This window comes from Bacillus sp. FSL R7-0646 (genome assembly GCF_037969865.1).
Classification (GTDB): Bacteria; Bacillota; Bacilli; order Bacillales; family Bacillaceae; genus Bacillus; species Bacillus licheniformis.
On the sequence record NZ_CP150217.1, the window covers coordinates 1,606,203 to 1,631,071 of the forward strand.

Below are 24,869 nucleotides of genomic sequence, written 5' to 3' on the forward strand. Positions count from 1 at the left end.
GACTGGTGTAAACTTAGCCTTGGTGGAACTTGTTGTATTAGTTTGTCATAAACTATAAGTGATACAGTTTTAGAACGCGTTGTGCTGTCCTTACATAAAAGTTTCGACAACCATCAAAGCGGCTAATAAGAAATAAATATGAGTTGCGCCCGTCAATTTAGGACACCCTAATTCTGTATGTATAAGGGATACACGTCTATGACTGTCAAAAGAAAGGAAGAGGTGACTTTATATGGCTGCAAAAACGAAAAAAGCAATCGTTGATAGCAAAAAGCAATTCGATGCCATTAAAAAGCAGTTCGAAACGTTTCAAATTTTGAATGAAGAAGGCGAAGTCGTTAATGAAGCGGCAATGCCGGATCTATCTGATGATCAATTAAAAGAATTAATGCGCCGCATGGTGTATACACGCATTTTGGATCAGCGTTCTATTTCTTTGAACAGACAAGGCCGCCTTGGCTTCTACGCGCCGACTGCCGGTCAGGAAGCTTCTCAAATTGCTACGCATTTCGCGCTTGAAAAAGAAGACTTCGTTCTTCCGGGCTACCGTGATGTTCCGCAGCTGATCTGGCACGGACTTCCGCTTTATCAAGCATTCTTGTTCTCTCGCGGACACTTCCGCGGCAACCAAATGCCTGACGATGTCAATGCGCTTTCACCGCAAATTATTATTGGTGCGCAATACATCCAAACGGCTGGCGTTGCACTCGGCTTGAAAAAACGCGGCAAACAGGCTGTGGCGATCACCTATACTGGAGACGGCGGTGCTTCCCAAGGTGACTTCTACGAAGGAATCAACTTTGCCGGTGCGTATAAAGCTCCAGCTATTTTCGTTGTTCAAAACAACCGCTATGCGATTTCAACACCTGTTGAAAAGCAATCAGCAGCTCAAACAATCGCCCAAAAAGCTGCGGCTGCAGGTATCGTCGGCGTTCAAGTAGACGGAATGGATGCCCTTGCTGTATACGCTGCGACACGCGAAGCACGCGAGCGCGCTGTAAACGGCGAAGGCCCTACCCTGATCGAAACGCTTTGCTTCCGTTACGGTCCTCATACTATGGCCGGTGACGATCCGACAAAATACCGTACAAAAGAAATCGAGAATGAGTGGGAGCAGAAAGATCCGCTTGTCCGTTTCCGCAAGTTCTTGGAAAACAAAGGCCTTTGGTCTGAAGAAGAAGAAAACAAGGTAATTGAAGAAGCGAAAGAAGAAATCAAGCAGGCGATCAAAAAAGCTGACGAAGAGCCGAAGCAAAAAGTGACCGACCTGATCGACATTATGTATGAAGAGCTTCCTTACAACCTTGTAGAACAAAAGGAAATTTATAAAGAGAAGGAGTCGAAGTAAGCCATGGCGCAAATGACAATGATTCAAGCAATCACTGATGCGTTACGCACAGAACTGAAAAATGACGAAAATGTCTTAGTTTTCGGAGAAGACGTCGGTGTTAACGGCGGCGTGTTCCGTGCGACTGAAGGATTGCAAAAAGAGTTTGGTGAGGATCGCGTATTTGACACTCCTCTTGCTGAATCTGGTATCGGCGGCCTTGCACTCGGCTTAGGCTTACAAGGCTTCCGTCCTGTAATGGAAATTCAATTTTTCGGCTTTGTGTATGAAGTGATGGACTCTGTTTCCGGACAAATGGCACGGATGCGCTACCGTTCCGGCGGCCGCTGGAATTCTCCGGTGACAATCCGTTCTCCGTTCGGCGGCGGTGTTCATACGCCTGAACTTCACGCGGACAGCTTGGAAGGACTCGTTGCACAGCAGCCTGGACTTAAAGTCGTTATTCCTTCAACTCCGTACGATGCTAAAGGACTTTTAATCTCTGCGATCCGCGATAACGATCCGGTTGTCTTCCTTGAGCACATGAAACTTTACCGTTCATTCCGCCAGGAAGTTCCTGAAGAGGAATACACAATTGAAATCGGCAAAGCCGATGTGAAACGCGAAGGAAAAGACCTTTCCATCATCACATACGGAGCGATGGTTCACGAGTCATTAAAAGCGGCGGAAGAGCTTGAAAAAGAAGGCGTATCTGCTGAGGTTGTCGACCTTCGCACAGTCAGCCCGCTTGACATTGACACGATCATCGCGTCTGTAGAAAAAACAGGCCGCGCAATCGTCGTTCAAGAGGCGCAAAAACAGGCTGGAGTAGCTGCAAACGTTGTTGCCGAAATCAACGACCGCGCGATTTTGAGCCTCGAAGCTCCAGTGCTTCGCGTCACTGCTCCTGATACTGTATTCGCATTCTCTCAAGCTGAAAGCGTATGGCTTCCAAACCATAAAGACGTGCTTGAAACTGCGAAAAAAGTATTGGAATTTTAATTAGATCTGAACAATTCAAAAGGGAAAAGCTGATATCAGCCTTTTTCCCTTCATGCATTTCCACAGTCAGTCGGAGAAACTGTAGCCGTGTACTGACAGTCGGCCTAAACAAGAGGCCGACCACTATATCAACTACGTAATAATCTTAGGAGGTCGAGAACTGTGGCATTTGAATTTAAACTTCCGGATATCGGGGAAGGAATCCACGAAGGCGAAATCGTGAAATGGTTCGTCAAGCCAAACGACGAGGTAAACGAAGATGACGTTTTGGCAGAGGTACAAAACGATAAAGCAGTTGTAGAAATTCCTTCACCTGTTAAAGGAAAAGTATTAGAATTAAAAGTTGAAGAGGGAACAGTCGCAACCGTTGGGCAGACGATCATCACATTTGATGCACCAGGTTACGAAGATCTTCAATTCAAAGGCGACGAATCAGGCGAAGCGAAAGCGGAAGAAGCTGAAAAACAAGAAACTGATGCACCTGCAGAAGCAGCGGAAGCAAACGAGCAAGCGGATGCAGATCCGAATAAGCGCGTCATTGCAATGCCATCTGTTCGCAAGTATGCCCGCGAAAAAGGCGTTGATATCGTGAATGTTTCAGGTTCCGGCAAAAACGGCCGCGTTCTGAAAGAAGATATCGACAGCTTCTTAAACGGAGGAACTGCCGGAGACGCTAAGGCTGCTCAAGCTGAAGAGAAAGCAGAACCTGCTGCACAGCAACCTGCAGCTGCGGTTCAAGTGCCTGAAGGCGAATTCCCTGAAACTCGCGAGAAAATGAGCGGAATCCGCAAAGCCATTGCAAAAGCTATGGTCAACTCAAAACATACCGCTCCACACGTTACATTAATGGACGAAGTCGATGTGACAAACCTTGTCGCTCACCGCAAGCAGTTTAAACAAGTTGCGGCTGATCAAGGAATTAAGCTGACTTACCTGCCTTACGTGGTAAAAGCTTTGACATCAGCTCTGAAAAAATATCCAGTCCTGAATACATCAATTGACGACAATACAGATGAAGTGATTCAGAAGCACTACTACAACATCGGTATTGCGGCAGACACTGAAAAAGGCCTGCTTGTGCCGGTTGTTAAAAATGCGGACCGCAAAGCGATTTTTGAGATTTCAAACGAAATCAACGAGCTTGCGACAAAAGCACGCGAAGGCAAACTTGCTCCTGCTGAAATGAAAGGCGCTTCTTGCACAATTACGAATATCGGCTCTGCCGGCGGTCAATGGTTCACACCGGTTATCAACCATCCGGAAGTTGCGATCCTTGGAATCGGCCGCATCGCTGAGAAAGCTGTCGTTCGTGACGGCGAAATCGTCGCTGCACCTGTTCTGGCTCTTTCTCTAAGCTTTGACCACCGTATGATCGACGGCGCAACTGCACAAAACGCGTTGAATCACATCAAGCGTTTGCTGAACGATCCACAATTAATTTTAATGGAGGCGTAATGTAATGGTAGTAGGAGATTTCCCTATTGAAACAGATACTCTTGTCATTGGTGCGGGACCTGGCGGCTATGTAGCTGCCATCCGCGCTGCTCAGCTTGGACAAAAAGTAACAATCGTCGAAAAAGGCAATCTTGGAGGCGTATGTCTGAATGTCGGATGTATCCCTTCAAAAGCGCTTATCAATGCAGGCCACCGCTATGAGAATGCGAAGCATTCTGAAGAGATGGGGATCACTGCTGAAAACGTAAAAGTTGACTTTACAAAGGTTCAAGAATGGAAAGCCTCTGTCGTTAATAAGCTTACCGGCGGTGTTGAAGGCCTTTTGAAAGGAAACAAAGTCGACATCGTAAAAGGCGAAGCATACTTTGTAGACAGCAATTCTGTACGCGTGATGGATGAGAACTCAGCTCAGACTTACACGTTCAAAAATGCGATCATTGCAACAGGTTCTCGCCCTATCGAATTGCCAAACTTCAAATATAGCGACCGCGTACTGAATTCAACAGGCGCACTTGCACTGAAAGAAATTCCTAAGAAGCTCGTTGTCATCGGCGGCGGCTACATCGGAACAGAGCTCGGTACTGCATATGCAAACTTCGGTACTGAAGTTGTCATTCTTGAAGGCGGAGAAGAAATCCTTCCAGGATTTGAGAAGCAAATGAGCTCTCTTGTGAAACGCAACCTGAAGAAAAAAGGCAACGTTGAAATCCATACAAAAGCAATGGCTAAAGGCGTAGAAGAAAAAGCTGACGGCGTAACCGTTACGTTCGAAGTGAAAGGCGAAGAGCAAACGATCGATGCGGACTACGTACTTGTCACTGTCGGCCGCGTTGCAAACACGGACGAGCTCGGACTTGAACAAGTCGGCGTCGAAATGACGGACCGCGGCATCATCAAAACGGACAAACAATGCCGTACAAACATTCCGAACATCTATGCGATCGGTGACATCATCGAAGGTCCTCCGCTTGCGCATAAAGCTTCTTATGAAGGTAAAATTGCTGCTGAAGCGATTGCCGGAGAAGCTGCGGAAATCGACTATCTTGGAATTCCTGCGGTCGTATTCTCTGAGCCTGAACTTGCATCTGTAGGCTACACTGAAGCACAGGCTAAAGAAGAAGGTCTTTCAGTGACTGCAGCCAAATTCCCGTTTGCAGCAAACGGACGTGCGCTGTCATTAAACGAAACTGACGGTTTCCTTAAACTTGTAACACGCAAAGAAGACGGCTTAGTCATCGGTGCACAAATCGCCGGAGCAAGCGCTTCTGACATGATTTCTGAGCTGAGCTTGGCAATCGAAGCAGGAATGACTGCTGAAGATATCGCAATGACAATCCACGCTCACCCTACATTGGGAGAAATCACAATGGAAGCTGCAGAAGTTGCCATCGGCATGCCGATCCACGTTGTAAAATAAATCAAAAACCCCCTCTGCAGGGGGTTTTTTTATGTTTTCTCTTATTCGGGTGCATGACAAATTGCCCGGGATACATGTGAAGCAGAAAAAAAATCCCCTTGCACATTGAACTGACCCGTTAAAATGAGACTTAGAAAAAACACCTATGCTGCCTGTCCCCTGTATTCCAGTGGGGACAGGTAGTTTAATTTTGCCTGAATTCGTACATGATTATATCGATACATGTATTGATTTACAATTTGTACTACTTTAGAATTGGATATAGATGCTCTACTTTGAGCGTTAAATCCTTCCGACTTTAGCGAGGAGTGAAAGGATTCAATGACGGCATTATCATGGCAGTTTCCTTTTCGAGACATGCTTGTGGTAATGCCTTTTTCTTTGGCCAAATTCTGATATGCATGTGAAGTATAGACAGATCCCTGGTCGCTATGAAGAAGTAACCCTACTGGTTTACGTAATTCTACAGCTTCCCTCAATGTGTCTAATACTAGGTTAATATCTTGGCTCGTACCTATTTTGTAAGCCACTATTTCGTTGTTATATAAGTCCATAATCGTTGATAAATATAACATAGTCGAGCCATAAGGTAAGTAGGTAATGTCGGTTACCCATTTTTCATTTAATCGGCTTGCTTTAAAATTACGATTGAGAGTGTTCGGCACAATAATATTACTCTCACCACAAATGTACTTTTGTCGCTTCTTCTTAACTTGACACTGAATCTCAAACTTTTGCATAATTTTTTGTACAGTTTTGCGGTTTACATTTATCCCATACTTTCTGTTTAAGATGGATTTAATTTTACGATGACCATAGTGATAGAAGTTTTTCTTACACAGCTTGATTACTAGCTCTTCTAATGAAGTTAGCTCAACTTTTTTATACTTCTTTTTCCAACGGTAATATGTTGACTTAGGTATGCCTAATACTCCAAGAATATCAATTATTTTAAAAGTGGCTGAGAGTTCTTCTACAACTTGGACAATGACTCGTGGCTCCAACTCCTTTCGATCTCCTGGTACTTTTTTATAATTGCCAATTGAGCCTCTAGCTGTTTATTCTTTAGTTTTAATTCTTCTAGCTCACTCATTTCCTCCGATTCTTTACCGTAGGAATATTGTTTTCCAACTTGTTGCGAAAATCGATAGGTTTGGCCTGTTTTGTACCATCGCATCCATGTTTTAATTTGAGTCTTATTTTTTATCCCCAGTTGTTCCATTATTTCTTTGTTTGTCATTCCAGCTTGTTTCATTTTAATTACTTCCCATTTTACTTCTTCTGCGTAATGTACTCTTGTGCCCATAGAAAAACACCCTCCTAAGAATCATATTGTATTAATACGATTCAGGGGGTGTTTTTTCCTTGTCTCATTTATTTGGGTCTCTCCACATGCACAGGGGGCTTTTAATGTTTCAATTCCTTTTGAAGAAGCCTTACAATTTTATCTTTATCTTTTATTTTTCCTTCAATTTTAACCAGTACTTTCTTATCATTAACAAGCAGCAAGCTTGGAAAGACTTTAACCTCTTTTTTCCACTCGCCTTTATCATGTGAAATTTCCATACTTGAAACCTGTTCGGGAAATTCTTTTTTTAAATCCAAAAGCGCATCATAATAAGCCACTTCCTGCTCCATATGCTCGTCATCGGAAAAAAAGATGAGCTTGAGGTGGCGGTGATTGGTGCTTTGATGCTGCTGGTCAGGCATGATGTGAGATAAAGAACATCCACTCGTCAAAAAAAGGAAACAAATTGCGGCGGTGAATATCGCTCGAAACCACATGACGTCTCTTCACCTCTCTATATAATGCAAGCCGATTTTCCTGTTCGATTAGTAAACAATTCCTATTTTATCATGATAATTGAAATAATTTTTCGTTGTTACCCATTTGTTACACAATTGATAACTGCCGTTTTATTTATGAGATGTTGTAGGTTGAGCGTGTTTGATGGGTACATCGTCGGAATCAGCCGGGAAGCGTTCTGCTTATACCTTAAGCAGGAATACATATATAACATGATGGCCTTTTTTTAGAAAAAGAGCAAAAATGATTTAAATGTGTTATACAATTTACCGTTGACAATATTAATGTGACATAATATTATAGGGGTAACAAATTTAAACGCTTCCATTTTGAAAAGAAAAGGGGAATGAAAGATGGGCACGATCGTTTGTCAAGACTGCAATGAAACCATTCAGCATTTTGAAGATGAGAAAGTGACGATACTTTACGGAACGTGCGGACAGTGCAACTGCCATCTTAAAGAGGAAGAATAGAAAAAAGCATGCGGCCATTTACAGTGCCGCATGCTTTTATGTTTTTACAGGATTGCCTGCTGTTCTTTAATAACGCGGATCATATGGAGGGTGTCATCTTCCGGTCCCTGAACAGGCAGCCCAGCTTCCAGGTTCTTTTCGATGTAGTTGATATTATCCTCGGTAATGATCTCGCCCGGAATGAAGATCGGTATCCCTGGCGGATAAACCATAACAAACTCGGCAATCATTCTGCCAGCTGCTTTTTTGAACGGAATGATCTCCGTGTTTGCGTAAAAAGCGTCACGCGGTGTCATCGCAAGCGCCGGAATGTTTGGCAGAAGCACTTCAGGCTTGCGTCTGTTTTCCGCAGATGAAGCGGCCTGTTGAGCAATCTCGGTTAATCCTTTAATTAACGCATCTGCATCCTCTTTCCGGTCTCCCGGTGTAAAAATGCACAGGATGTTGTATAAGTCAGAAAGCTCCACTTCGATTTGGCATGACTCGCGCAGCCATTTTTCCACATCATGACCGGTCAGGCCGAGGTCTTTCACAGATATGATCAATTTGGTCGGATCATAGTCAAAAGCCGCTTTGGAGCCGAGGATTTCCCTCCCGACGCATGAAATCCCGTTGATATCATTGATGCGTTCCCTTGTTTCGTTGGCGAGCTTAATCGTTTGTTCGATCAGTTCGTGTCCCTCTGTGGCTAAGCGTTTTCTGGCGACATCAAGCGAAGCGAGCAATAGATAGGAGGTCGATGTCGTCGTCAGCATGCTTAAAATCGATTGCACCCTTTCCTTTGAAACCAGACCTTCTTTCATATTGAGAATCGAACTTTGTGTAAGGGATCCTCCGAGCTTATGAACGCTCGTCGCCGCCATATCCGCTCCGGCCTGCATTGCCGAAAGAGGCAGATCTTCATGGAAGTGGATATGAACGCCGTGCGCCTCGTCAACTAGCACCGGGACATGAAAAGAATGAGCCAGCTCGACGATGCTTTTTAAGTCTGCAGCTATGCCGAAATAAGTCGGGTTGATGACGAGCAGTCCTTTTGCGTCAGGATGCTCAAGCAGCGCTTTTTTCGCTGATTCAGGGGTGATCCCGTGTGAAATCCCCAGCTCATCGTCGATTTCCGGATGGATGAAGATCGGTACGGCGCCTGAGAAGACGATCGCTGACATCACCGATTTATGAACATTTCTCGGGACGATGATTTTGTCTCCGGGTCCGCATACGGCCATGACCATCGTCATGATGGCGCCGCTCGTTCCCTGGACGGAAAAGAACGTGTAGTCGGCTCCGAATGCTTCAGCCGCCAGATCCTGCGCCTGTTTGATTATTCCTTTCGGCGCGTGCAGATCGTCGAGAGGCTCGATGTTGATTAAATCTATGCTTAATGCATTTTCTCCGATAAACTCCCTGAATTCGGGGTCCATCCCAGAGCCTTTTTTGTGCCCCGGTATATGGAACTGGATTGGGTTTTTGCCGGCGTGTTTTTTTAATCCGGTATATAGGGGTGTTTCGTGCTGCAACAATTGTTTTCCCACCTTCATGATAAACCTGCTATTTCCTTAAAGACTAATCTTTATCAAAAATCGTTGAGTTATTTTGCGTTTTTGCTTGATGGCATAAAACAAATGAATTATATTATGTTCTTGAAAGAATGTAAAGAACATTTTATCATCTTTCCTGTAAGGGGCTTCTAGGTCCCTATGGATAGTCGCAAAAAAGAGAACCAATACTAAAGCTATACAAGCCGTCAGGCTGAACTGCACAAGGAGATGAACCAAATGGAAGAAGGGTACCAATATCCGATGAATGAAGACTGGAGCACAGAGGAAGCGATAGACGTCATATCGTTTTTTCAGGCGGTTGAGCTCGCTTATGAAAAAGGCGTAGAGCGAGACGTGCTGATGAGTGCTTACCGCCGCTTTAAAGAAATCGTTCCGGGAAAAGCGGAGGAAAAAAAGCTGTGCAGCCAGTTTGAAGAAGCGAGCGACTACTCTCCGTATCAAGCAGTCAAAAAAGCAAAGGAACAAACGGAAGATACGAAAATTAAAATGTAATGAGAAAATCCAAAACAAAAAGGGATGGCACCACCGGCCATCCCTTTTTGATTATACCGATACTTTCTGCGTCAGGCGGTAAAGGAAGGCGAGCTTTTCAAAAGCCGCTTCGATTTCGGATAGAAACGCCTCTTCACTCATATGCAGCACCTCGTCTTTAGAAAGCTGAATACCGCAAAGCGCTTCTGCTTTCTTCACGTTGACGAGCCGTTCAAACAGGTTTTCCAGATCTTTTTCATTCATCTCAGACTGTCTCTTGGCATCCGGTTTCGTATGATCGGCCGACCAGAAAAAGCGACTTGGAATGCTGCTCTCAATATCCGGCAGATGCTTCTTAAACAGCTGGCCGTATTCCTGCTTGAGAGGGGACTCATAGATCAATGCAAACCATACGAAAACGTGGGTTTCCCATAAACCAATTTGGAAATGCGGCAGCTTTTTATAGCCGCGCTTATTGTTTGCGAAAGCAACCCAGCTGTCGTTCGGCGGATTGACTGAGCGGCGCGCGTGCTTGGCGACGTGGACAAACATTTCGTCTCCTGTCAAAGCGGACAGAACAGGCGCAAAATGATCGCCGAGCCCTTGAAGTTTCGGGCGCACTGTGTCTTTCAGAACGCTCATCCGCGCATCTAAACCTTCTATTGTAAATGTACGAAAATCCTCTTCAGTAAAACGCAGACTGCTCATTGTGTTCCTCCTTGTCCAATCAGTAAAGATATTGTATCACAGTCGGCTTTTCAAACAAAAAATTACGTTTCGCCTTGCGGAATTTGGGGAATCGTTAGGTAAACACACAATTTTTAGAATAACGTTGCGAATGTTTGAGCACTTCATACGATATGAATAAGAAATTAATATATATCACGCTTAGGACTTAAAGCCAGAAGGATTCCTTTTGAAATCAATTTTCTCTGGAGGGGGCGTAGGGCACATGAAACCAATAGTAAAACAAGGATTGAAAGAGGAAAAAGACAATCGGGCCGCTGTTTGGAGGCTTGAGGTCGATTATGAACTTGCAACGCTTTTTGAAGCTATGGAAAAAAAGGATGAAACCCAAATCGAGTTGAGCAAGCGCAAACTGGAACGACTCAGAAAAGAATGGATCAGATTACATGGTTGAAACCATAATAAAAACGAACCGTTTGAGAGGTTCGTTTTTATCTGGGCTGCCTGGATATTTGTCATTTTTCTTGATTTTTCCCGGTTAATATCAGTATGCTATGAATAAATCAACAGGTATACATAGAAAAGAGGTAGTGTGATGACAAACTGGAAGGAAATCGATCGCCTGGCGAAAAGCTGGGTGAAAGAAGCTGGTCAGAGAATTAAGCAATCAATGAAAGAAAAGATGACGATTGAAACGAAATCGAATCCAAATGACCTTGTCACAAACATTGACAAGGAAACAGAGCGTTTTTTCATTGAAAAAATTCAATCGGTTTTTCCGGATCATCATATTCTTGGCGAAGAAGGCCAAGGGGACAAGCTCACATCTTTGGACGGCGTCGTTTGGATCATCGATCCGATCGATGGTACGATGAACTTTATTCATCAAAAACGCAATTTTGCGATTTCAATCGGCATTTTTGAAAACGGAAAAGGCAAAATCGGCTTGATTTATGATGTGACTCACGATGAGCTTTATCATGCTTTTCAAGGCGAAGGTGCTTACATGAACAATACAAAGCTCGGCAAGATGAAAGAAGTGCCGCTTGAGGAATCGATTCTGGCCATCAATGCGACATGGATCACCGAGAACAGACGGATCGATCCAAGCGTATTATCCCCGCTTGTCAGGCGCGTCAGAGGGACCCGTTCATACGGTTCAGCGGCTTTGGAACTCGCTTATGTAGCGGCAGGCAGAATGGATGTGTATGTGACGATGAGGCTCGCTCCTTGGGATTACGCTGCCGGCTGCATTCTGCTTGACGAGGTCGGCGGAACATATACAACCATTGACGGGAAACCGCTCAATTTTCTTGAAAACCACAGCATCGTAGCCGGCAATCCGGCAGCTCACCGGGCGATTTTCGACGAATATTTGCCGCATGAATAGCAGGTCTTTCTCTTCTTCTGATCTCGCCTTTTTTGAAGAGCTGGCCGAAGCGAGCCCCGGGTGGGTGAAGGAAGAGCTTGACGGAAACAGCCTGGAACGCTATATGAGTGCTTATGCGATGTATAACGGTGAATGGCTCGTGTGGGAAGACGGGGGACTGCCGGCGGCTCTCAGCTTTCATCTCGAATGGGCGCCTTCTAATGGCAAGCCTTGGCTCGGAACGCTTCTTGTCCATCCCGATTTCCGCAAAAAAGGCCGGGCAAAAGAAGTGATCAAAACGATCGGAAAACGCTTGAGAGAAAAGGGGCATAAAGCGTTGTTTGCGGCAGTGCCTTATGAGAAAGACGAATGGTTGAACATGCTGGCCCGTTCAGGATTTGAACAGCTGAAAACGGAAAAAGATGAAAAGGGAAAACGATATTTGATCATGGTTTTGCCCCTTCCCTTGTGGCTGCAATGAGACTTGTTTAACAACAGGTCTCTTTTTTTTATGATTTTATGAAACAATATGCAGCGTCGTTTGTCTATAAAGATGAGGCCTTAATTTGATGTAAAGGAATTGTGGAAATTGATCGAACTATTTAGTGATTATGTGCTCCATTTTGAACGTTATTTTGTTTTAAGCAGACAGAGCATGCTTGTCATTCAGTGGTGTGTGACAGGCCTTGTCCTTTTGTATGCCGTGTCATTTCATCCGAAAGTGTGCAGGCGGCGCCTCTTTTTTTATGCAGGCATCGTTCTCAGGCTGATACTGGTTGGCGCCCTTTCGTTTGAATTGGCTCACCAAATGAAAGCCGCTGAGTTTTCAAACCTGTACATAGACGAACAAGATGCGCTTCTGCCTTTTATGCAGTTTTTGCTGTTCGGCTATATTTTGCTTGTCTCTTTTCATTATATGATGACACTCGCGGAAAAAGGGGGCAAGGGGCTGTTTTTTGCATTTGACATTGCGGTGATGGCGATGCCGCTTTTCCAATCGCTGTTCAGCTTTGCCGCCTATTTGAAGGAATTTGGAGCGGAGGAGCTTGAAGAATTGCCGCTCGTTCTGTTGTTGATTGTCGGAATACCGGGACTGATGATCTGCTTGTTTTTTCAGCTTTATTGGAAAAGAAACCGTTACGTTCTCCTTTTGATTTTTTATATTGTGACGATCGGCGGTTTCTTCATCAAAAAGCTTGGATACGAATTTTTTCCGCTGAACGTATTTCTGACAATGATCGGTTTTCTTATGACATATCACTTGCTGAATGACTCGAGAAAGCCTTTGTTGATGGTGAAGCGTGTTTTAGCCGCGGGCACCGCCGTATTTTTCACGCTTCACCTCAATCCTTTTTACAATTTGGCGGATGCCGCTTTTACAATCTCACACCCGGAGGTTTCAGACGTGGTTGATGCCAATTTTCGGCCTGTTTCGGTTAAAGAAGCGAAGCAGACTGTCAGCTCGTTTTTTCCGACAGAGAGCTTTATCTATTTGTCAGCTACCAACCAGGATTTTCATAACGTTTATCATTTCAAAACGAAAGATTACGATGCGGACGTTGACGGCTGGACGGGAATGATCACCAATTATCACAATCAAAAAAAGCCTAGCGGGAATATCCTGTCCGGTCAGGCATATATCAAGCGGTCGAAGCAATTTCTAAGGGAACACGGCCGCGAACTTGACAAACAAATCAAGGCAAAGGTCAGCCGTGATGACGGCGAAGCTACTGTTGAATTTTACCGTGAAGGCGAGGATCCTGAATTAAGCACAATGTGGTTTACTTGGCGGAAGGAGACTCTGATGGGATTCCATGAGGACGCGTCTGTTTACAGCTTAGAAAGCGTGAACCAAGCCCGCGTTTCTGGTGAGGATATCGAGCGGGGAGTTGAAGCCGTCTATCGTAAGCTGGGCATACCCGTCTCATCTTATCGGCTGACAGATATTGATTTATTATTCCCATTCAGCCTCAACTCGGCATCCATCAACATAAAGACAAGTGACGGAATGGGGATGGAGTTCCACCCTGTAACAGGTGCATTAACGGCTATTTCGATCAAATCTGAAAGCGCCTTGCCTTATCGCGGACAAGAGCTTGAAAAACGCTTGCTTTCATTATTTGATCAAGACATTTCCAATCTGAAAAGGGTGGAGTTAGAAAAGGATCTGATAGAATTTCAGAAAAAAGAAAGCGATGCTGTGTTAAATACGGTCTGGACCATGACGAAACATGAAGAGGGAGCTTATCTGACGGTGAGAAAAAACTTTCAAAAAGCAGATGAAAAACCCCCCTACACGTATGCAGACGGGGAAAAAGCTTTTCAGAAAGTGTCTGAACGCTATCAAAAAGGGCTGGTCTATCATAAACGGACGAAGCTTGTAATCGTTTCAGACGGGGATCAAAAGAGCCGTTATGCGTGGCTTGTCATCATCCAGCCGTTCGGCTCAAATGAACATGACGCATACTTGGTTGATGCCGAGACAGATGAGGTGAAACATTTTGATGACAAATGAAGAAAAAAAAGCGGTGTTTATCGATTTGTATGAGCTCTATCAAGAAAGTGAACTGGAAGAGGAAACGATGATCTGGATGAAAGAGCATGAGCAGTTTTTTCAGGATCAGGCTGAAGCGGCAGCAGCCGGGAATAGAGAGCTCCCCGGCATGCAAAAAACAGATGATCATCAGAAGCTCCTTCATATCAAGATTTTTGTTTACTCGTTATATGGTGCTTTCCTGCTCCTATCGATTTGGATGACGGTGTGGTTTTTTTTCTAAATGGCTCACAATAAAAAACAGACGATTGAAGAACTGTACAGGGAATATTATCATGACATCATGTACTATTTGTACAGGCGAACCCATCAGCTTGAGACGGCGAAAGACCTGGCGCAGGATACGTTTCTAAAAGCTTTTGCGGGCCTGGAGTCTTTCAGGGGCCATTCCTCGATCAAAACATGGCTGTATACGATCGCACATCATACGTTTATCAACTGGTACAGAAAAGATAAAAAAATCCAATTTTCCGACGTGGCGGCCTGCGGCGATATGGAACAGCACACATTTGAAATGCCTGAGCGCCATTTGGCAAACGCCATAATGCAGGAAGAGCTGAAACATCACATTGACCGGCTGAAAGAAGATTACCAGACTGTCCTCATTTTAAGAGAGTTTCAAGAGCTGTCATACGAGGAAATAGCGGAAGTGCTGAATTGGAAACTGTCAAAGGTAAAAACCAATCTTCACCGGGCCCGCCTGGAGCTGAAAAAAAGCTTGGAAGGCAGGGAGGTTTAACAATATGAAATGCCATCTTGTAAGAGATTTACTGCCTTTATACATAGAAGGCGATTGCAGCCGCAAAACGGAACGTTTGGTTGCCGCACACATTAAGACATGCGAGGATTGCCGGGAAATGTACGACATGATGAGGGAACCTGTCAATTTTCATGATGACGGAGGATTGCCAAAGGAAGCAGAAGAAGCGGAAGAACAAAAGTTCAGGAAAGCGTATTATCAAAGGCTGATTCTCAAAGGGGCAGCGCTGTTTGGCGGGGGCTACTTGCTGATGCTTTTGATTTACTTATTCTTTTTATAAGAACTGGCGGCAACCAGCCGCCGGTTTTTTGATATAAAATCAAAAGCCCCTTCATTCGGTAGGGGCTTCTTTCCTATTCAAGCAGGCCTTTTTCGCGCATTCTTTTTTTCAGTGTAAAACCGCTTCCCATAATGACGATCAGAATCGCGATGGCGATTGCGACGCCGGCTGCGCTTTTTTCGGCGACTGCAACTCCGATCATCATGATGCTGATCACTGCAGCAAGTGCGAATAATAAGAAAATCCATTTGATTTGTTTCACTGTTTTTCCATCCCCTTAGTATGAAGTCTACTGTTAGTTTACAGAAAATCGCGCTGGATAGAAAGGGGCAATGGGAGCTGAAAATTTGAAACAAATTGAAATAACTTTGTTTGTCAGTTATAATATGAAAGATTATCTTAATTTTTTTAGGAGATGAAAATGTGAAACTTCGAGAAGATCTTCGCAATATCGCTATTATCGCCCACGTTGACCATGGAAAAACGACGCTGGTGGATCAGCTCCTCCATCAGGCCGGTACATTCCGTGCAAATGAAAACGTGGCTGAGCGCGCCATGGATTCCAATGATTTGGAAAGAGAGCGCGGCATTACGATTTTAGCGAAAAATACGGCGATTAATTATAAAGATACACGCATTAATATTTTGGATACTCCGGGACACGCAGATTTCGGCGGGGAAGTTGAACGGATCATGAAAATGGTCGACGGCGTTCTGCTTGTTGTCGACGCTTATGAAGGCTGCATGCCGCAAACCCGCTTTGTGCTGAAAAAAGCACTTGAGCAAAACTTGACGCCGATCGTTGTTGTCAATAAGATCGACCGCGATTTTGCCCGTCCTGAAGAGGTCGTTGACGAAGTGCTCGATTTGTTTATCGAGCTAGATGCAAATGAAGAACAGCTTGAATTCCCGGTTGTTTACGCTTCTGCGATCAACGGCACCGCGTCAGCAGATCCGAAGCAGCAGGATGAAAACATGGAGGCTTTATTCGAAGCGATTGTCAACCATATTCCTTGTCCTGTCGATAACCATGAGGAGCCTTTGCAGTTCCAGGTGGCTCTGCTTGACTACAATGATTATGTCGGCCGTATCGGAATCGGACGCGTGTTCAGAGGAACGATGAAGGTCGGACAGCAAGTTGCTTTAATGAAGCTTGACGGTTCTGTCAAGCCGTTCCGCGTCACGAAAATCTTCGGTTTCCAGGGCTTGAAGAGAGTCGAGATTGAAGAAGCGAAAGCCGGCGACCTTGTCGCTGTATCAGGAATGGAAGACATCAATGTCGGAGAAACCGTCTGCCCGATTGAGCATCAAGAGGCGCTTCCGGTTCTTCGCATTGACGAACCGACGCTTCAAATGACGTTTGCGGTTAACAACAGTCCTTTTGCCGGTCGCGAAGGAAAATATGTCACGGCCAGGAAGATTGAAGAGCGGCTTGAACAGCAGCTGCAGACAGATGTCAGCCTTCGAGTCGATCCGACGCCATCTCCTGACGCATGGATCGTGTCAGGACGCGGTGAGCTGCATTTGTCGATTTTAATCGAAAACATGCGCCGCGAAGGCTTTGAACTGCAAGTATCGAAGCCGGAAGTCATCATTAAAGAAATCGACGGCGTTCGCTGTGAGCCTGTTGAACGCGTACAAATCGATGTGCCTGAAGAGCATACCGGATCTGTAATGGAATCAATGGGTGCGCGCAAAGGTGAAATGATCGACATGATCAATAACGGAAACGGGCAAGTCCGCCTGATTTTCAATGTCCCTTCACGCGGATTAATCGGCTACTCAACCGAATTCCTTTCCCTTACACGCGGTTTCGGGATTTTAAATCATACGTTTGACAGCTATCAGCCGGTTGAGCCGGGGCAAGTCGGCGGGCGCCGCCAAGGCGTGCTTGTCTCAATGGATACCGGGAAAGCTTCAGCCTACGGCATTCAAGGCGTTGAAGAGCGCGGCGTGATTTTTGTCGAGCCGGGCACAGAAGTATATGAAGGCATGATCGTCGGCGAGCACAACCGTGAAAACGACCTTGTCGTCAACATCAACAAAATGAAGCAGCAGACAAACGTGCGCTCAGCGACGAAAGATCAGACGGTCAGCATGAAAAAACCGCGTATCATGTCGCTTGAAGAATCGCTTGAATACTTGAACGAGGATGAGTACTGCGAAGTCACACCTGAATCCATCAGATTGAGAAAGAAAATTCTCGACAAAAACGAACGCGAAAAAGCAGCGAAAAAGAAAAAGCTGGCAGGATTGTCGTAATATTTGCAGAACCTAAAAAAAGAGCAACCCAACTAAGCAAAGGGGAGGGGAATCTTTTTGACTGATGTAAGTGAACGGCTGTCGTTTTTTGCCGCTCTCTATAAAGTGGACCAGAATCCCGAGGCGGGAATGTGGTGGCTTTATGCCACCATCTTCGTCCTGTCTGCGGTCGTCTTTAAACTGGGTTTCGCCAAACGGCTGCCGCTGTTGAAAACGGCGATCATTTACTTTTTTCTGGCATTAGGCTGTACGTTTTTAACTTTTTTCGGCGTTTTTCTGCCGGTTGGAGAAGGGCTGATCGTAGCTGTTTTAATCCTTTCGATTTATAAAATCCGCCTGCACCGTTCGAAAAAAGAGCAGACGGGGGCGAATACGTAGAAAAGACATAGCCGAAGAAGGCTATGTCTTTTCTGTATCCGCGAGAAAATCCGCCGTTAATAAGTCCCGAAACAAAGCCCTGGCAAAAAGGATCTCATCAAATGAATACCGGCTTAAAAATCGTTTAAATCTTTGTTCGATTTTATCGTGCTCCCGCTGGTGAAGGTGATGGATGCTTCTCCCTTTATGGCTTAAACGGAAGTAGATTTCTTTTTTATTATCGCTGAGCTGTGTTTTGCTGACGAGCCCTTTTTCGGTCAGCTTTGCGGTGATCCTTGAGACCGTCGCTTTTGAAAATTCCATCTTCTCGGAAATCGAGGTGACGTTGATCGGTTCGTGGTCGCCAATGCAGCTGATCGTATGGATGTCAGACATATTGAGTCTCATTTCAGCTCCGAATTCGCGCTCCATCTTTTTCATTTCTGCGGAGATGCGCTCTTTCATGACGGTTTCTTGCTGCTCCTGCTGATGAATGAGCCTGATGTACAGGTCAAATATTTCTTGTTTGGCGTGTGTTAAATGTTCCATGCAGAAAACCGGCTCCTTTAATCGATTATTCTGCTTTGATTATACCATTTTGTTACGCGTGAAACAAAATGGTTAAACAGATTGCAGATTAAGCGTTTCCGCACCAGCGGCGGATTCCATCGGCAATCAATTGCTCCGCGTTTTCCAGGGATTCGTCCACAGCCCAGGCTATGTGGCCGTCGGGGCGGATCAGCGCTGCTTTTACGCCATTCCATTCAGGCCGTCCGTCAATCGCTTTCAGTTGCATAAGCCGGACATGAGGCAGTCTGGAAAATTCCTTCGGTTCTTTTCCGAATGCTGCTAATAAGAAACGTCCATCGCGGTGAAATGTGTAAAGTCGTTTGACAGTACCATCTGAAAGGGTCAGGTCAATATCGGGCAGGCGTTTACCGTTCAGCTCATGTTCAGGCATTTTTTCATCTGCATCATACTGCACGCTGAGCGCTGCAATTTGTTCTGCCAGATAGCGATTGACGTCTGAAAATCCGAGTATGCCGGATAGCAATTCACGGAGGTACAGCCCTTCACGCGTAAAATCAAACAGCTTTGTTTGGATTTGTGTATTGACGATCAGCGCTTTGCCGACAGGGTGTCTTTCATGATGGTAACTGTCAAGCAGCCAGCCGGGACACCGTCCGTTGATCTTTGCTGCGAGCTTCCAGCCAAGGTTCATCGCATCTTGAAGCCCGACATTTAAACCTTGTCCACCTGCGGGAAAATGTATATGCGCGGCATCTCCAGCTAAAAAAATTCTGCCGGAACGGTAATGCTCCGCCAACTTGCTGGCATTTCCGAAGCGGGACATCCAAACCGGGCTGTTAATTCCAAAGTCCGTACCGCAAATGCGGCTGAGTTCTTTTTTTAATTCTTCCAGTGTGACGGGCTCGTGAAGCAAAGCTTGGGGCATATGCGGCGCCGTTATGAGGACGCGGAAAATGCCGCCGTCTAAAGGCACGATCACAACGCCGCCTTCACGGTTCACGCAAGTATAGAAATGCGATTCCGGCGGATTTTCAAGCGACACATCACCAAGCATTGCGGTGATATTCGCATCAGTTCCGGAAAAAGCGATGCGCGCCTGCTTGCGGATGGTGCTTCCGGCCCCGTCGGCACCGACGATATAGGAAGCGGTTAGTAAGGACAGGCCGTCCGGACCCTGGACGACAAGCTCGGCGGTGTCTTCATGCTCGCGGACAGCGAGAACTTCATGACCGCGAAGGATGCAGACACCGAGATTCCTCGCGTGTTCCTCAAGCACCTTCTCAGTTTCGTACTGGGGGATGAACAGTGTAAAATTGGCTCGCGTGTCAAGCGCAGAAAAATCCAATCCAGTCTTCAGACCTGCAAAGTGCCCCGAACCGAGCGGCTTGCCAATTTCCTTAAATCGTTCTCCAAGCCCCCTCATTTCAAGTATTTCGATTGAGCGAGGATGCAGTGTGAGCGCTTTTGAGAATGGAGAAGGCTCATTCAGCCGTTCGACAATACAGGTCCGGACGCCGGCCAAAGCCAGCTCGGAAGCCGTCAGCAGACCGACGGGGCCGCCGCCTGCAATCAATACATCAAAATCCATGATCAATCACTCCTTTTTTGTTGCATATGAAACAATTTTAAAATACTACAAATGAAAATTTTATCAACTATATTCTGTTATTTTGTTACTTATGTAACAAAAAGAGATAAAAAAAGCATGGAGCTTGTCCATGCTTTTATGACTTGATCTGCTCTTTATCTTTTCTGTGCGGATATAACTTAAAACGGCCGGTTTTCATCCGGTTTTCGGTTTTGATTTTAATTCTTTCGCTGCATTCATGGCACATATAGGTATGTATCGGCCGGTTTCGGAGACGTTTGGCAATGAGTGTGTCGTCATCGATTTTTTCGATTTTGTCACACAATGAACACTTTACCCTCACTTGATTCACCTCGCTTACGATCCATTATACCTTAATCGATCTGACAAATAAATTTTCTCTATTAGAAAAAAGGAAAAAGCCTGTACCGTCAAGAAAACAGTGGCACAGGCTTTTTTAAAGTTATTGCTGCCGATTTTTCATATGTTTGTTCGATTGATTATTCTGCTTCTTTTCGAGTTGTTTTTGGTTTCTCTCATTCAGCTGGTCGTTGTTGGATTTTGTAGGATTTGTTTGCTGGTTGTCTGTTGCGTCGTTCGGCACTTCAGGAAGGACGCGCCCGACAATGGCTGCCAGCTCATCGAGAATCCCTTTGACAGGACGTCCCGCTTGAATTTCTCTGCCCATTGCCCGCAGGCGGTTTACAGTGTCGGGATCCGCGACAACGGCGGCGTTTGCTCCATAAGGGTCATTCTGCAGAGCTTCAGCGACCGAATACTTAATGGATTCGACTTTGCTGCGTTCCAAATTGTCTTTCACATCAATTCCGACGACGGAGAGCCTGCCTAGCACGACGGCGGTCGCATCATTGACACCCGGAACGCTTTCGGTGATCTTTACAAGGCGCCGTGAGATGGCTTGTCCGTCTTCGCGGTTCACCGGCTCCTGGGCGCTGTTTTTTACATGAATCGGTCTGTTGCCGGGAAGCTCATTTGCTTCATTTCGGGCATTATTTTGAATGCCGCAGGCTGAAAGCAGCATAACGGTTTGAATTAGGATCAAAAAAAAGATTCGCACTTGAGGTTGCCTCCTTAAAAATGCTTTCATTAATTTTTATTGTTGAATTAACCTTCTATCTTTATTCACAAAAACATATATTTTAGCGGGCGCTCCATCAGCTTTTAACCCAAATGAAAATAAAAGGCTAAAAATCCTGATCAGGAGGCGGAAGATTGAGTAAAATTTATGTGCTAGATACGAATGTGTTATTGCAGGATCCGAATTCAATCTTTTCTTTTGAAGATAACGAGGTCGTCATCCCGGCTGTCGTATTGGAGGAAGTCGATTCAAAGAAACGTTACATGGATGAAATTGGGAGGAATGCAAGGCGCGTATCTAAATTGATAGATGATTTGCGTTTAAAAGGAAAGCTGTATGAAAATGTTCCTCTCCCTAACGGAGGAAGCTTGAGAATCGAGCTTAACCATCGCTCTTTTCAGCAGCTTCAGGAAATCTTTATCGAAAAAACTAGCGACAACCGGATTTTAGCCGTAGCGAAAAACCTCAGCCTTGAAGAAGAAACGAAAGAAGGCGGCAGACCGGTTATTCTTGTCAGCAAAGATATGCTGATCCGCGTCAAAGCCGATGCCATCGGGTTGATGTCAGAGGATTTTTTGCACGACAGGGTTGTCGACAATGATGATATATACAGCGGTTATACGGACGTGTACATTCGCTCGGATCAGATGAATTCATTTTTTGAACATCATTATTTGCAGCTTGACGAAATCAGCGAGGAGCCGCTGTGTCCGAACCAGTTTGTCGTCATGAAGGACGCGCTCGGCGGATCATCTTCTGCGGTTGGAATCGTAGATCAAAGCGGAAAAGCCGTTAAAAAGCTTGTTTTTGACCAGGAGCAGGTTTGGGGCATCCGTTCCCGAAACGTACAGCAGACGATGGCGTTGGAACTTCTATTAAGACAAGATATTCCGCTTGTCACCCTGATCGGAAAAGCCGGCACAGGAAAAACACTGCTTGCGCTGGCAGCCGGATTGCTGCAGACAGAGGATCTGGGGAATTTTAAAAAACTTGTTGTCACAAGGCCGATCGTTCCTGTCGGAAAAGATCTCGGCTATCTTCCGGGTGAAAAAGAAGAAAAACTTCGACCGTGGGTCCAGCCTATTTTTGATAACCTGGAATACTTGTTCAATGCAAAAAAACCGGGGGAACTTGATGATATTTTGGCGGGGATGGGCTCCATTCAAGTCGAAGCCCTTACTTATATAAGGGGCAGAAGCATTCCCGACCAATTCATCATCATTGATGAGGCCCAAAATCTGACCAAGCATGAAGTCAAAACGCTTCTGACACGCGTCGGGGAAGGCAGCAAAATCGTATTGATGGGAGATACCGAACAGATCGATCATCCTTATTTGGATGCGATGAACAACGGCCTGGCCTATGTAGTAGAGCGCTTTAAAGATCAAAAAATTTCCGGAAACGTGAAGCTTTTAAAAGGAGAGCGCTCCCGGCTTGCAAGGCTTGCAGCAGACCTGCTGTAAATAAAAAAACCGGGCTTTTAACCCGGGTTTCAACTTGCATGGCACGCCGGCCGGGTCGTCTGCAAAAGCCGAAAACCCGGCCGGGAAAAGAAGAGGCGGAGTTTTTTCCCCGCCTCCGGCGCACCCGTTACAGTGTTGCCGCTTTAAATAATGTGAATTTCTTTTACTCGTTTCACAGGATTCATCTTGTTAGAACCGTCGGGAAAATAAACGTGTACAGGCCCGTCTTCGCCAAGCGGCTTGCCTTTGTTGCTGAAGCAGAGAATCATGCCGCCCGCTTCTTCAATTGGAACGGAAACGTCTTCACCTTCCGTTTTGAAGAGGCATTTGACGGCGGAGCCTGACACCTCCGCGTTTTTCAAAAAAGGCTCAAGCTTGATTCCGAAAGTGCCGTCAAGCAATTTTTCCTTTTCATACTTTTTCTCTGATTTCAGCGTCGGCGGCGATACAGCACCTTCTCTGATTTGCCGTTCCCGGTCAATCACAAGGTCGTCATCTTCATCCTGTACCTCTCCGAAATGTGAAAAGAACTGCTCGAGATCGAATTTTCGGTCATCAAAAATCCAGACGCTCGGATCGAGCGTAATCGGATACTTTACATTTCCTGTGATCGTTACAATGCTCATGTCTCTACCACTCCCTCACAAAAAATTATAAGCGCTTTCTTTCGAATTGTCACTTCTCATAACAAAAGCCCTCTCCGGGAAAGATAACAGCAATGACGCTCGGATGGAGGGAAAAAACTTGAATTGCCGGCATAATGAGGAGCTCGAATATTTTGTCACAGAAGCGAAAAAAGTGACGGACAAAGGAAAGGTTGCATCTTACATACCGGCTTTGGCCGAATTATCGGAGGACGATTTATCGGCGGCGGTCTACTTTACCGACGGGACTTGTATATCAGCGGGGGATGTGGAAAAAGCATTCACTCTGCAAAGCATATCAAAAGTATTGTCGCTTGCCCTCGTTCTGATCGATCACGGACCGGAAAAAGTGTTTCATTACGTAGGACAAGAGCCGACTGGCGATCCGTTTAACTCCATCATCAAGCTTGAAACCGTCAACCCGGGGAAGCCGCTGAATCCGATGATAAACGCAGGAGCATTGGTGGTCACAAGCATGATTAAAGGAGAGACGAACGCTGATAAGATCGGGAGACTGCTTGATTTTATTAAAAAACTTGCAAACAACCGGAGCATTACCGTTTGCGGGAAGGTCGCCGAATCTGAATTTGAAACCTCGATGGTCAACAGGGCGATGTGCTATTACATGAAAGAGCACGGCATTTTTCAGGCTGAGGTTGAGGATGTTATGGATGTTTATACAAAACAGTGCGCCATTGAAATGAACAGCCTGGACCTGGCAAAAATCGGCTCTGTTTTTGCTTTGAACGGCAAGCATCCCGAAACGGGAGAACAAATCATACCGAAGGATATCGCGAGAATTTGCAAGACATTTATGGTGACATGCGGAATGTATAATGCCAGCGGCGAATTCGCAATCAAAATCGGAATTCCCGCCAAAAGCGGGGTTTCAGGGGGCATCATGGGGCTATCCCCATACCGTTTCGGCATCGGCATCTTCGGGCCTTCGCTCGATGAAAAGGGAAACAGCATTGCCGGAATCCGGCTTTTAGAGCTATTATCTGCGAATTACAGCTTAAGCATTTTTTAAAACGTTAGCGGAAGCTTAAAAAGCGAGTCTTTGAAATACGGCGAAAGGACAGAAATAGCTTGCTTTTTTTCGGCTGAGGCTTTATCATAAATAGAAGAATTAGGTACTCGCCTGGGGAACGGAGGGATACTTTTGGCGTCTGAGATTGTAGTCGACCATCGTGAAAAAGCACTTGCTCTGTTAAAACGTGATGCTGATAAAATCTTAAAGCTGATTCAAGTGCAAATGGACAACTTAACGATGCCTCAATGTCCTCTTTATGAAGAGGTTTTAGATACACAAATGTTCGGACTCTCTAGAGAAATTGATTTTGCTGTCCGCCTTGGATTAGTGGATGAAGAAGAGGGTAAAGAACTGCTTTACAGGCTGGAGCGTGAATTGTCTGCATTACATGATGCATTTACAAAAAAATAAATGAACACCTCAGAAGAATCTTTCTGTCTGAGTCAGCTTGTCGACGACGTTTCGATAGAAACAAACTGCCGGCAGGCTTTTTTTATTATGGAATGAGAAAGAAAACGCCAGTTGATGAAGGAATGGCCGCTGTTCACGCCGAATAAACGAAGACGCATGATTTGCCGATAAAAAAATAGAATGGCAGTCTTGGAACAGACGGACTTTTCTTTCTGAGGAGATTCGAAGTCTTATGAAAAGGGTATCTTTCGTGCTTTTTAAGAAAGTGTAGTAAAATAACGAAGGAACTACCACAAACACATTTTGAAGGCAAGTAAGGAAGA

General features: G+C 45.3%; 28 protein-coding genes. 18 read left to right on the forward strand and 10 right to left on the reverse strand.

Annotated features, from left to right (window positions below; genetic code table 11):
- The first annotated feature begins 232 nt into the window (after window positions 1-232).
- The 4 genes from pdhA (at window position 233) to lpdA (ending at window position 5,201) form a co-directional block, all read left to right on the forward strand.
- Window positions 233-1,348, forward strand: a complete 1,116-nt coding sequence (gene pdhA / locus MKY62_RS08255; RefSeq protein WP_003181403.1) for a pyruvate dehydrogenase (acetyl-transferring) E1 component subunit alpha — start codon at window positions 233-235, stop codon at window positions 1,346-1,348.
- 3 nt (window positions 1,349-1,351) lie between these two features.
- On the forward strand, window positions 1,352-2,329 hold the full coding sequence (pdhB, locus tag MKY62_RS08260) for a pyruvate dehydrogenase complex E1 component subunit beta (protein WP_003181406.1): 978 nt from the start codon (window positions 1,352-1,354) through the stop codon (window positions 2,327-2,329).
- Window positions 2,330-2,491: 162 nt separating this feature from the next.
- The gene (locus tag MKY62_RS08265) at window positions 2,492-3,784 is read left to right on the forward strand and encodes a dihydrolipoamide acetyltransferase family protein (protein WP_003181409.1); all 1,293 of its coding nucleotides are present in this window, start codon (window positions 2,492-2,494) and stop codon (window positions 3,782-3,784) included.
- Window positions 3,785-3,788: 4 nt separating this feature from the next.
- Complete coding sequence (gene lpdA, locus MKY62_RS08270; RefSeq protein ID WP_003181410.1) at window positions 3,789-5,201, forward strand: dihydrolipoyl dehydrogenase; 1,413 nt, start codon at window positions 3,789-3,791, stop codon at window positions 5,199-5,201.
- A gap of 143 nt (window positions 5,202-5,344) precedes the next feature.
- Here lpdA and MKY62_RS08275 read toward each other — a convergent pair.
- Window positions 5,345-6,507 (reverse strand): IS3 family transposase gene (locus tag MKY62_RS08275; protein ID WP_085959889.1). Its coding sequence is split into 2 segments (ribosomal slippage): window positions 5,345-6,231 and window positions 6,231-6,507, totalling 1,164 coding nucleotides; the frame shifts between segments, so codons are not numbered across the junction.
- 101 nt (window positions 6,508-6,608) lie between these two features.
- Entirely contained in the window at window positions 6,609-6,839 is a 231-nt protein-coding gene (locus MKY62_RS08280; RefSeq protein ID WP_223307093.1) for a hypothetical protein, read from the reverse strand.
- 522 nt (window positions 6,840-7,361) lie between these two features.
- On the opposite strand from MKY62_RS08280, the gene MKY62_RS08285 reads away from it, so the two are divergent.
- Window positions 7,362-7,481, forward strand: a complete 120-nt coding sequence (locus MKY62_RS08285; RefSeq protein WP_003181418.1) for a GapA-binding peptide SR1P — start codon at window positions 7,362-7,364, stop codon at window positions 7,479-7,481.
- 44 nt (window positions 7,482-7,525) lie between these two features.
- Here MKY62_RS08285 and MKY62_RS08290 read toward each other — a convergent pair whose 3' ends face one another.
- Window positions 7,526-8,998, reverse strand: a complete 1,473-nt coding sequence (locus MKY62_RS08290; protein WP_025804456.1) for an aminotransferase class I/II-fold pyridoxal phosphate-dependent enzyme — start codon at window positions 8,996-8,998, stop codon at window positions 7,526-7,528.
- Between the two features lie 255 nt (window positions 8,999-9,253).
- Here MKY62_RS08290 and MKY62_RS08295 point away from each other — a divergent pair, with 255 nt between their 5' ends.
- Window positions 9,254-9,529: a UPF0223 family protein gene (locus MKY62_RS08295; RefSeq protein WP_003181422.1), complete on the forward strand. Its 276-nt coding sequence runs from the start codon at window positions 9,254-9,256 to the stop codon at window positions 9,527-9,529.
- Between the two features lie 51 nt (window positions 9,530-9,580).
- Here the strand turns inward: MKY62_RS08295 and MKY62_RS08300 are convergent, their stop codons facing one another.
- Window positions 9,581-10,216, reverse strand: a complete 636-nt coding sequence (locus MKY62_RS08300) for a DUF1054 domain-containing protein (protein WP_003181424.1) — start codon at window positions 10,214-10,216, stop codon at window positions 9,581-9,583.
- Window positions 10,217-10,460: 244 nt separating this feature from the next.
- On the opposite strand from MKY62_RS08300, the gene MKY62_RS08305 reads away from it, so the two are divergent.
- The 7 genes from MKY62_RS08305 to MKY62_RS08335 all read left to right on the forward strand — a co-directional run bounded on the left by MKY62_RS08305 (window position 10,461) and on the right by MKY62_RS08335 (window position 15,158).
- On the forward strand, window positions 10,461-10,649 hold the full coding sequence (locus MKY62_RS08305; RefSeq protein WP_003181425.1) for a hypothetical protein: 189 nt from the start codon (window positions 10,461-10,463) through the stop codon (window positions 10,647-10,649).
- 141 nt (window positions 10,650-10,790) lie between these two features.
- Complete coding sequence (locus MKY62_RS08310; protein ID WP_003181429.1) at window positions 10,791-11,585, forward strand: inositol monophosphatase family protein; 795 nt, start codon at window positions 10,791-10,793, stop codon at window positions 11,583-11,585.
- Window positions 11,578-12,045 carry a GNAT family N-acetyltransferase gene (locus tag MKY62_RS08315; RefSeq protein WP_003181431.1) on the forward strand — a complete coding sequence of 156 codons (468 nt, stop codon included), beginning with the start codon at window positions 11,578-11,580 and terminating at the stop codon, window positions 12,043-12,045. The genes MKY62_RS08310 and MKY62_RS08315 overlap by 8 nt, the downstream gene beginning before the upstream one ends.
- A 108-nt stretch (window positions 12,046-12,153) precedes the next feature.
- The gene (locus MKY62_RS08320; RefSeq protein WP_003181435.1) at window positions 12,154-14,079 is read left to right on the forward strand and encodes a hypothetical protein; all 1,926 of its coding nucleotides are present in this window, start codon (window positions 12,154-12,156) and stop codon (window positions 14,077-14,079) included.
- Window positions 14,069-14,341: a hypothetical protein gene (locus tag MKY62_RS08325; protein ID WP_003181436.1), complete on the forward strand. Its 273-nt coding sequence runs from the start codon at window positions 14,069-14,071 to the stop codon at window positions 14,339-14,341. The genes MKY62_RS08320 and MKY62_RS08325 overlap by 11 nt, the downstream gene beginning before the upstream one ends.
- On the forward strand, window positions 14,342-14,857 hold the full coding sequence (locus tag MKY62_RS08330) for a sigma-70 family RNA polymerase sigma factor (protein ID WP_003181440.1): 516 nt from the start codon (window positions 14,342-14,344) through the stop codon (window positions 14,855-14,857).
- 4 nt (window positions 14,858-14,861) lie between these two features.
- Window positions 14,862-15,158, forward strand: coding sequence for a zf-HC2 domain-containing protein (locus tag MKY62_RS08335; RefSeq protein ID WP_003181442.1), 297 nt, complete (start codon window positions 14,862-14,864; stop codon window positions 15,156-15,158).
- 73 nt (window positions 15,159-15,231) lie between these two features.
- On the opposite strand, the gene MKY62_RS08340 is transcribed toward MKY62_RS08335, so the two are convergent.
- Window positions 15,232-15,420, reverse strand: a complete 189-nt coding sequence (locus tag MKY62_RS08340; protein WP_003181444.1) for a YlaF family protein — start codon at window positions 15,418-15,420, stop codon at window positions 15,232-15,234.
- 161 nt (window positions 15,421-15,581) lie between these two features.
- Between MKY62_RS08340 and typA the strand changes: the two genes are divergently transcribed.
- A complete protein-coding gene (gene typA, locus MKY62_RS08345) occupies window positions 15,582-17,420 on the forward strand; it encodes a translational GTPase TypA (RefSeq protein ID WP_003181446.1) in 1,839 nt (612 codons plus the stop codon).
- Between the two features lie 57 nt (window positions 17,421-17,477).
- Window positions 17,478-17,798: a YlaH-like family protein gene (locus tag MKY62_RS08350; protein ID WP_003181448.1), complete on the forward strand. Its 321-nt coding sequence runs from the start codon at window positions 17,478-17,480 to the stop codon at window positions 17,796-17,798.
- A 21-nt stretch (window positions 17,799-17,819) separates the two neighbouring features.
- On the opposite strand, the gene MKY62_RS08355 is transcribed toward MKY62_RS08350, so the two are convergent.
- From MKY62_RS08355 to MKY62_RS08370, 4 genes are all read right to left on the reverse strand, one after another.
- Complete coding sequence (locus MKY62_RS08355) at window positions 17,820-18,326, reverse strand: MarR family transcriptional regulator (protein ID WP_003181450.1); 507 nt, start codon at window positions 18,324-18,326, stop codon at window positions 17,820-17,822.
- An 88-nt stretch (window positions 18,327-18,414) separates the two neighbouring features.
- Entirely contained in the window at window positions 18,415-19,896 is a 1,482-nt protein-coding gene (locus tag MKY62_RS08360; protein WP_003181453.1) for a monooxygenase, read from the reverse strand.
- A 136-nt stretch (window positions 19,897-20,032) separates the two neighbouring features.
- The gene (locus tag MKY62_RS08365) at window positions 20,033-20,239 is read right to left on the reverse strand and encodes a YlaI family protein (protein ID WP_003181456.1); all 207 of its coding nucleotides are present in this window, start codon (window positions 20,237-20,239) and stop codon (window positions 20,033-20,035) included.
- A gap of 120 nt (window positions 20,240-20,359) precedes the next feature.
- Window positions 20,360-20,974, reverse strand: coding sequence for a YhcN/YlaJ family sporulation lipoprotein (locus tag MKY62_RS08370; protein WP_003181458.1), 615 nt, complete (start codon window positions 20,972-20,974; stop codon window positions 20,360-20,362).
- Between the two features lie 155 nt (window positions 20,975-21,129).
- Here MKY62_RS08370 and MKY62_RS08375 point away from each other — a divergent pair, with 155 nt between their 5' ends.
- Window positions 21,130-22,458 carry a PhoH family protein gene (locus MKY62_RS08375; RefSeq protein WP_003181460.1) on the forward strand — a complete coding sequence of 443 codons (1,329 nt, stop codon included), beginning with the start codon at window positions 21,130-21,132 and terminating at the stop codon, window positions 22,456-22,458.
- 143 nt (window positions 22,459-22,601) lie between these two features.
- Here MKY62_RS08375 and MKY62_RS08380 read toward each other — a convergent pair whose 3' ends face one another.
- Window positions 22,602-23,084, reverse strand: coding sequence for a hypothetical protein (locus tag MKY62_RS08380; protein ID WP_003181462.1), 483 nt, complete (start codon window positions 23,082-23,084; stop codon window positions 22,602-22,604).
- 118 nt (window positions 23,085-23,202) lie between these two features.
- Between MKY62_RS08380 and glsA the strand changes: the two genes are divergently transcribed.
- Window positions 23,203-24,132 (forward strand): glutaminase A, encoded by a 930-nt coding sequence (gene glsA, locus MKY62_RS08385; RefSeq protein WP_003181464.1) that lies wholly within the window; start codon window positions 23,203-23,205, stop codon window positions 24,130-24,132.
- Window positions 24,133-24,264: 132 nt separating this feature from the next.
- A complete protein-coding gene (locus MKY62_RS08390; protein ID WP_003181465.1) occupies window positions 24,265-24,546 on the forward strand; it encodes a YlaN family protein in 282 nt (93 codons plus the stop codon).
- Window positions 24,547-24,869: the final 323 nt, after the last annotated feature.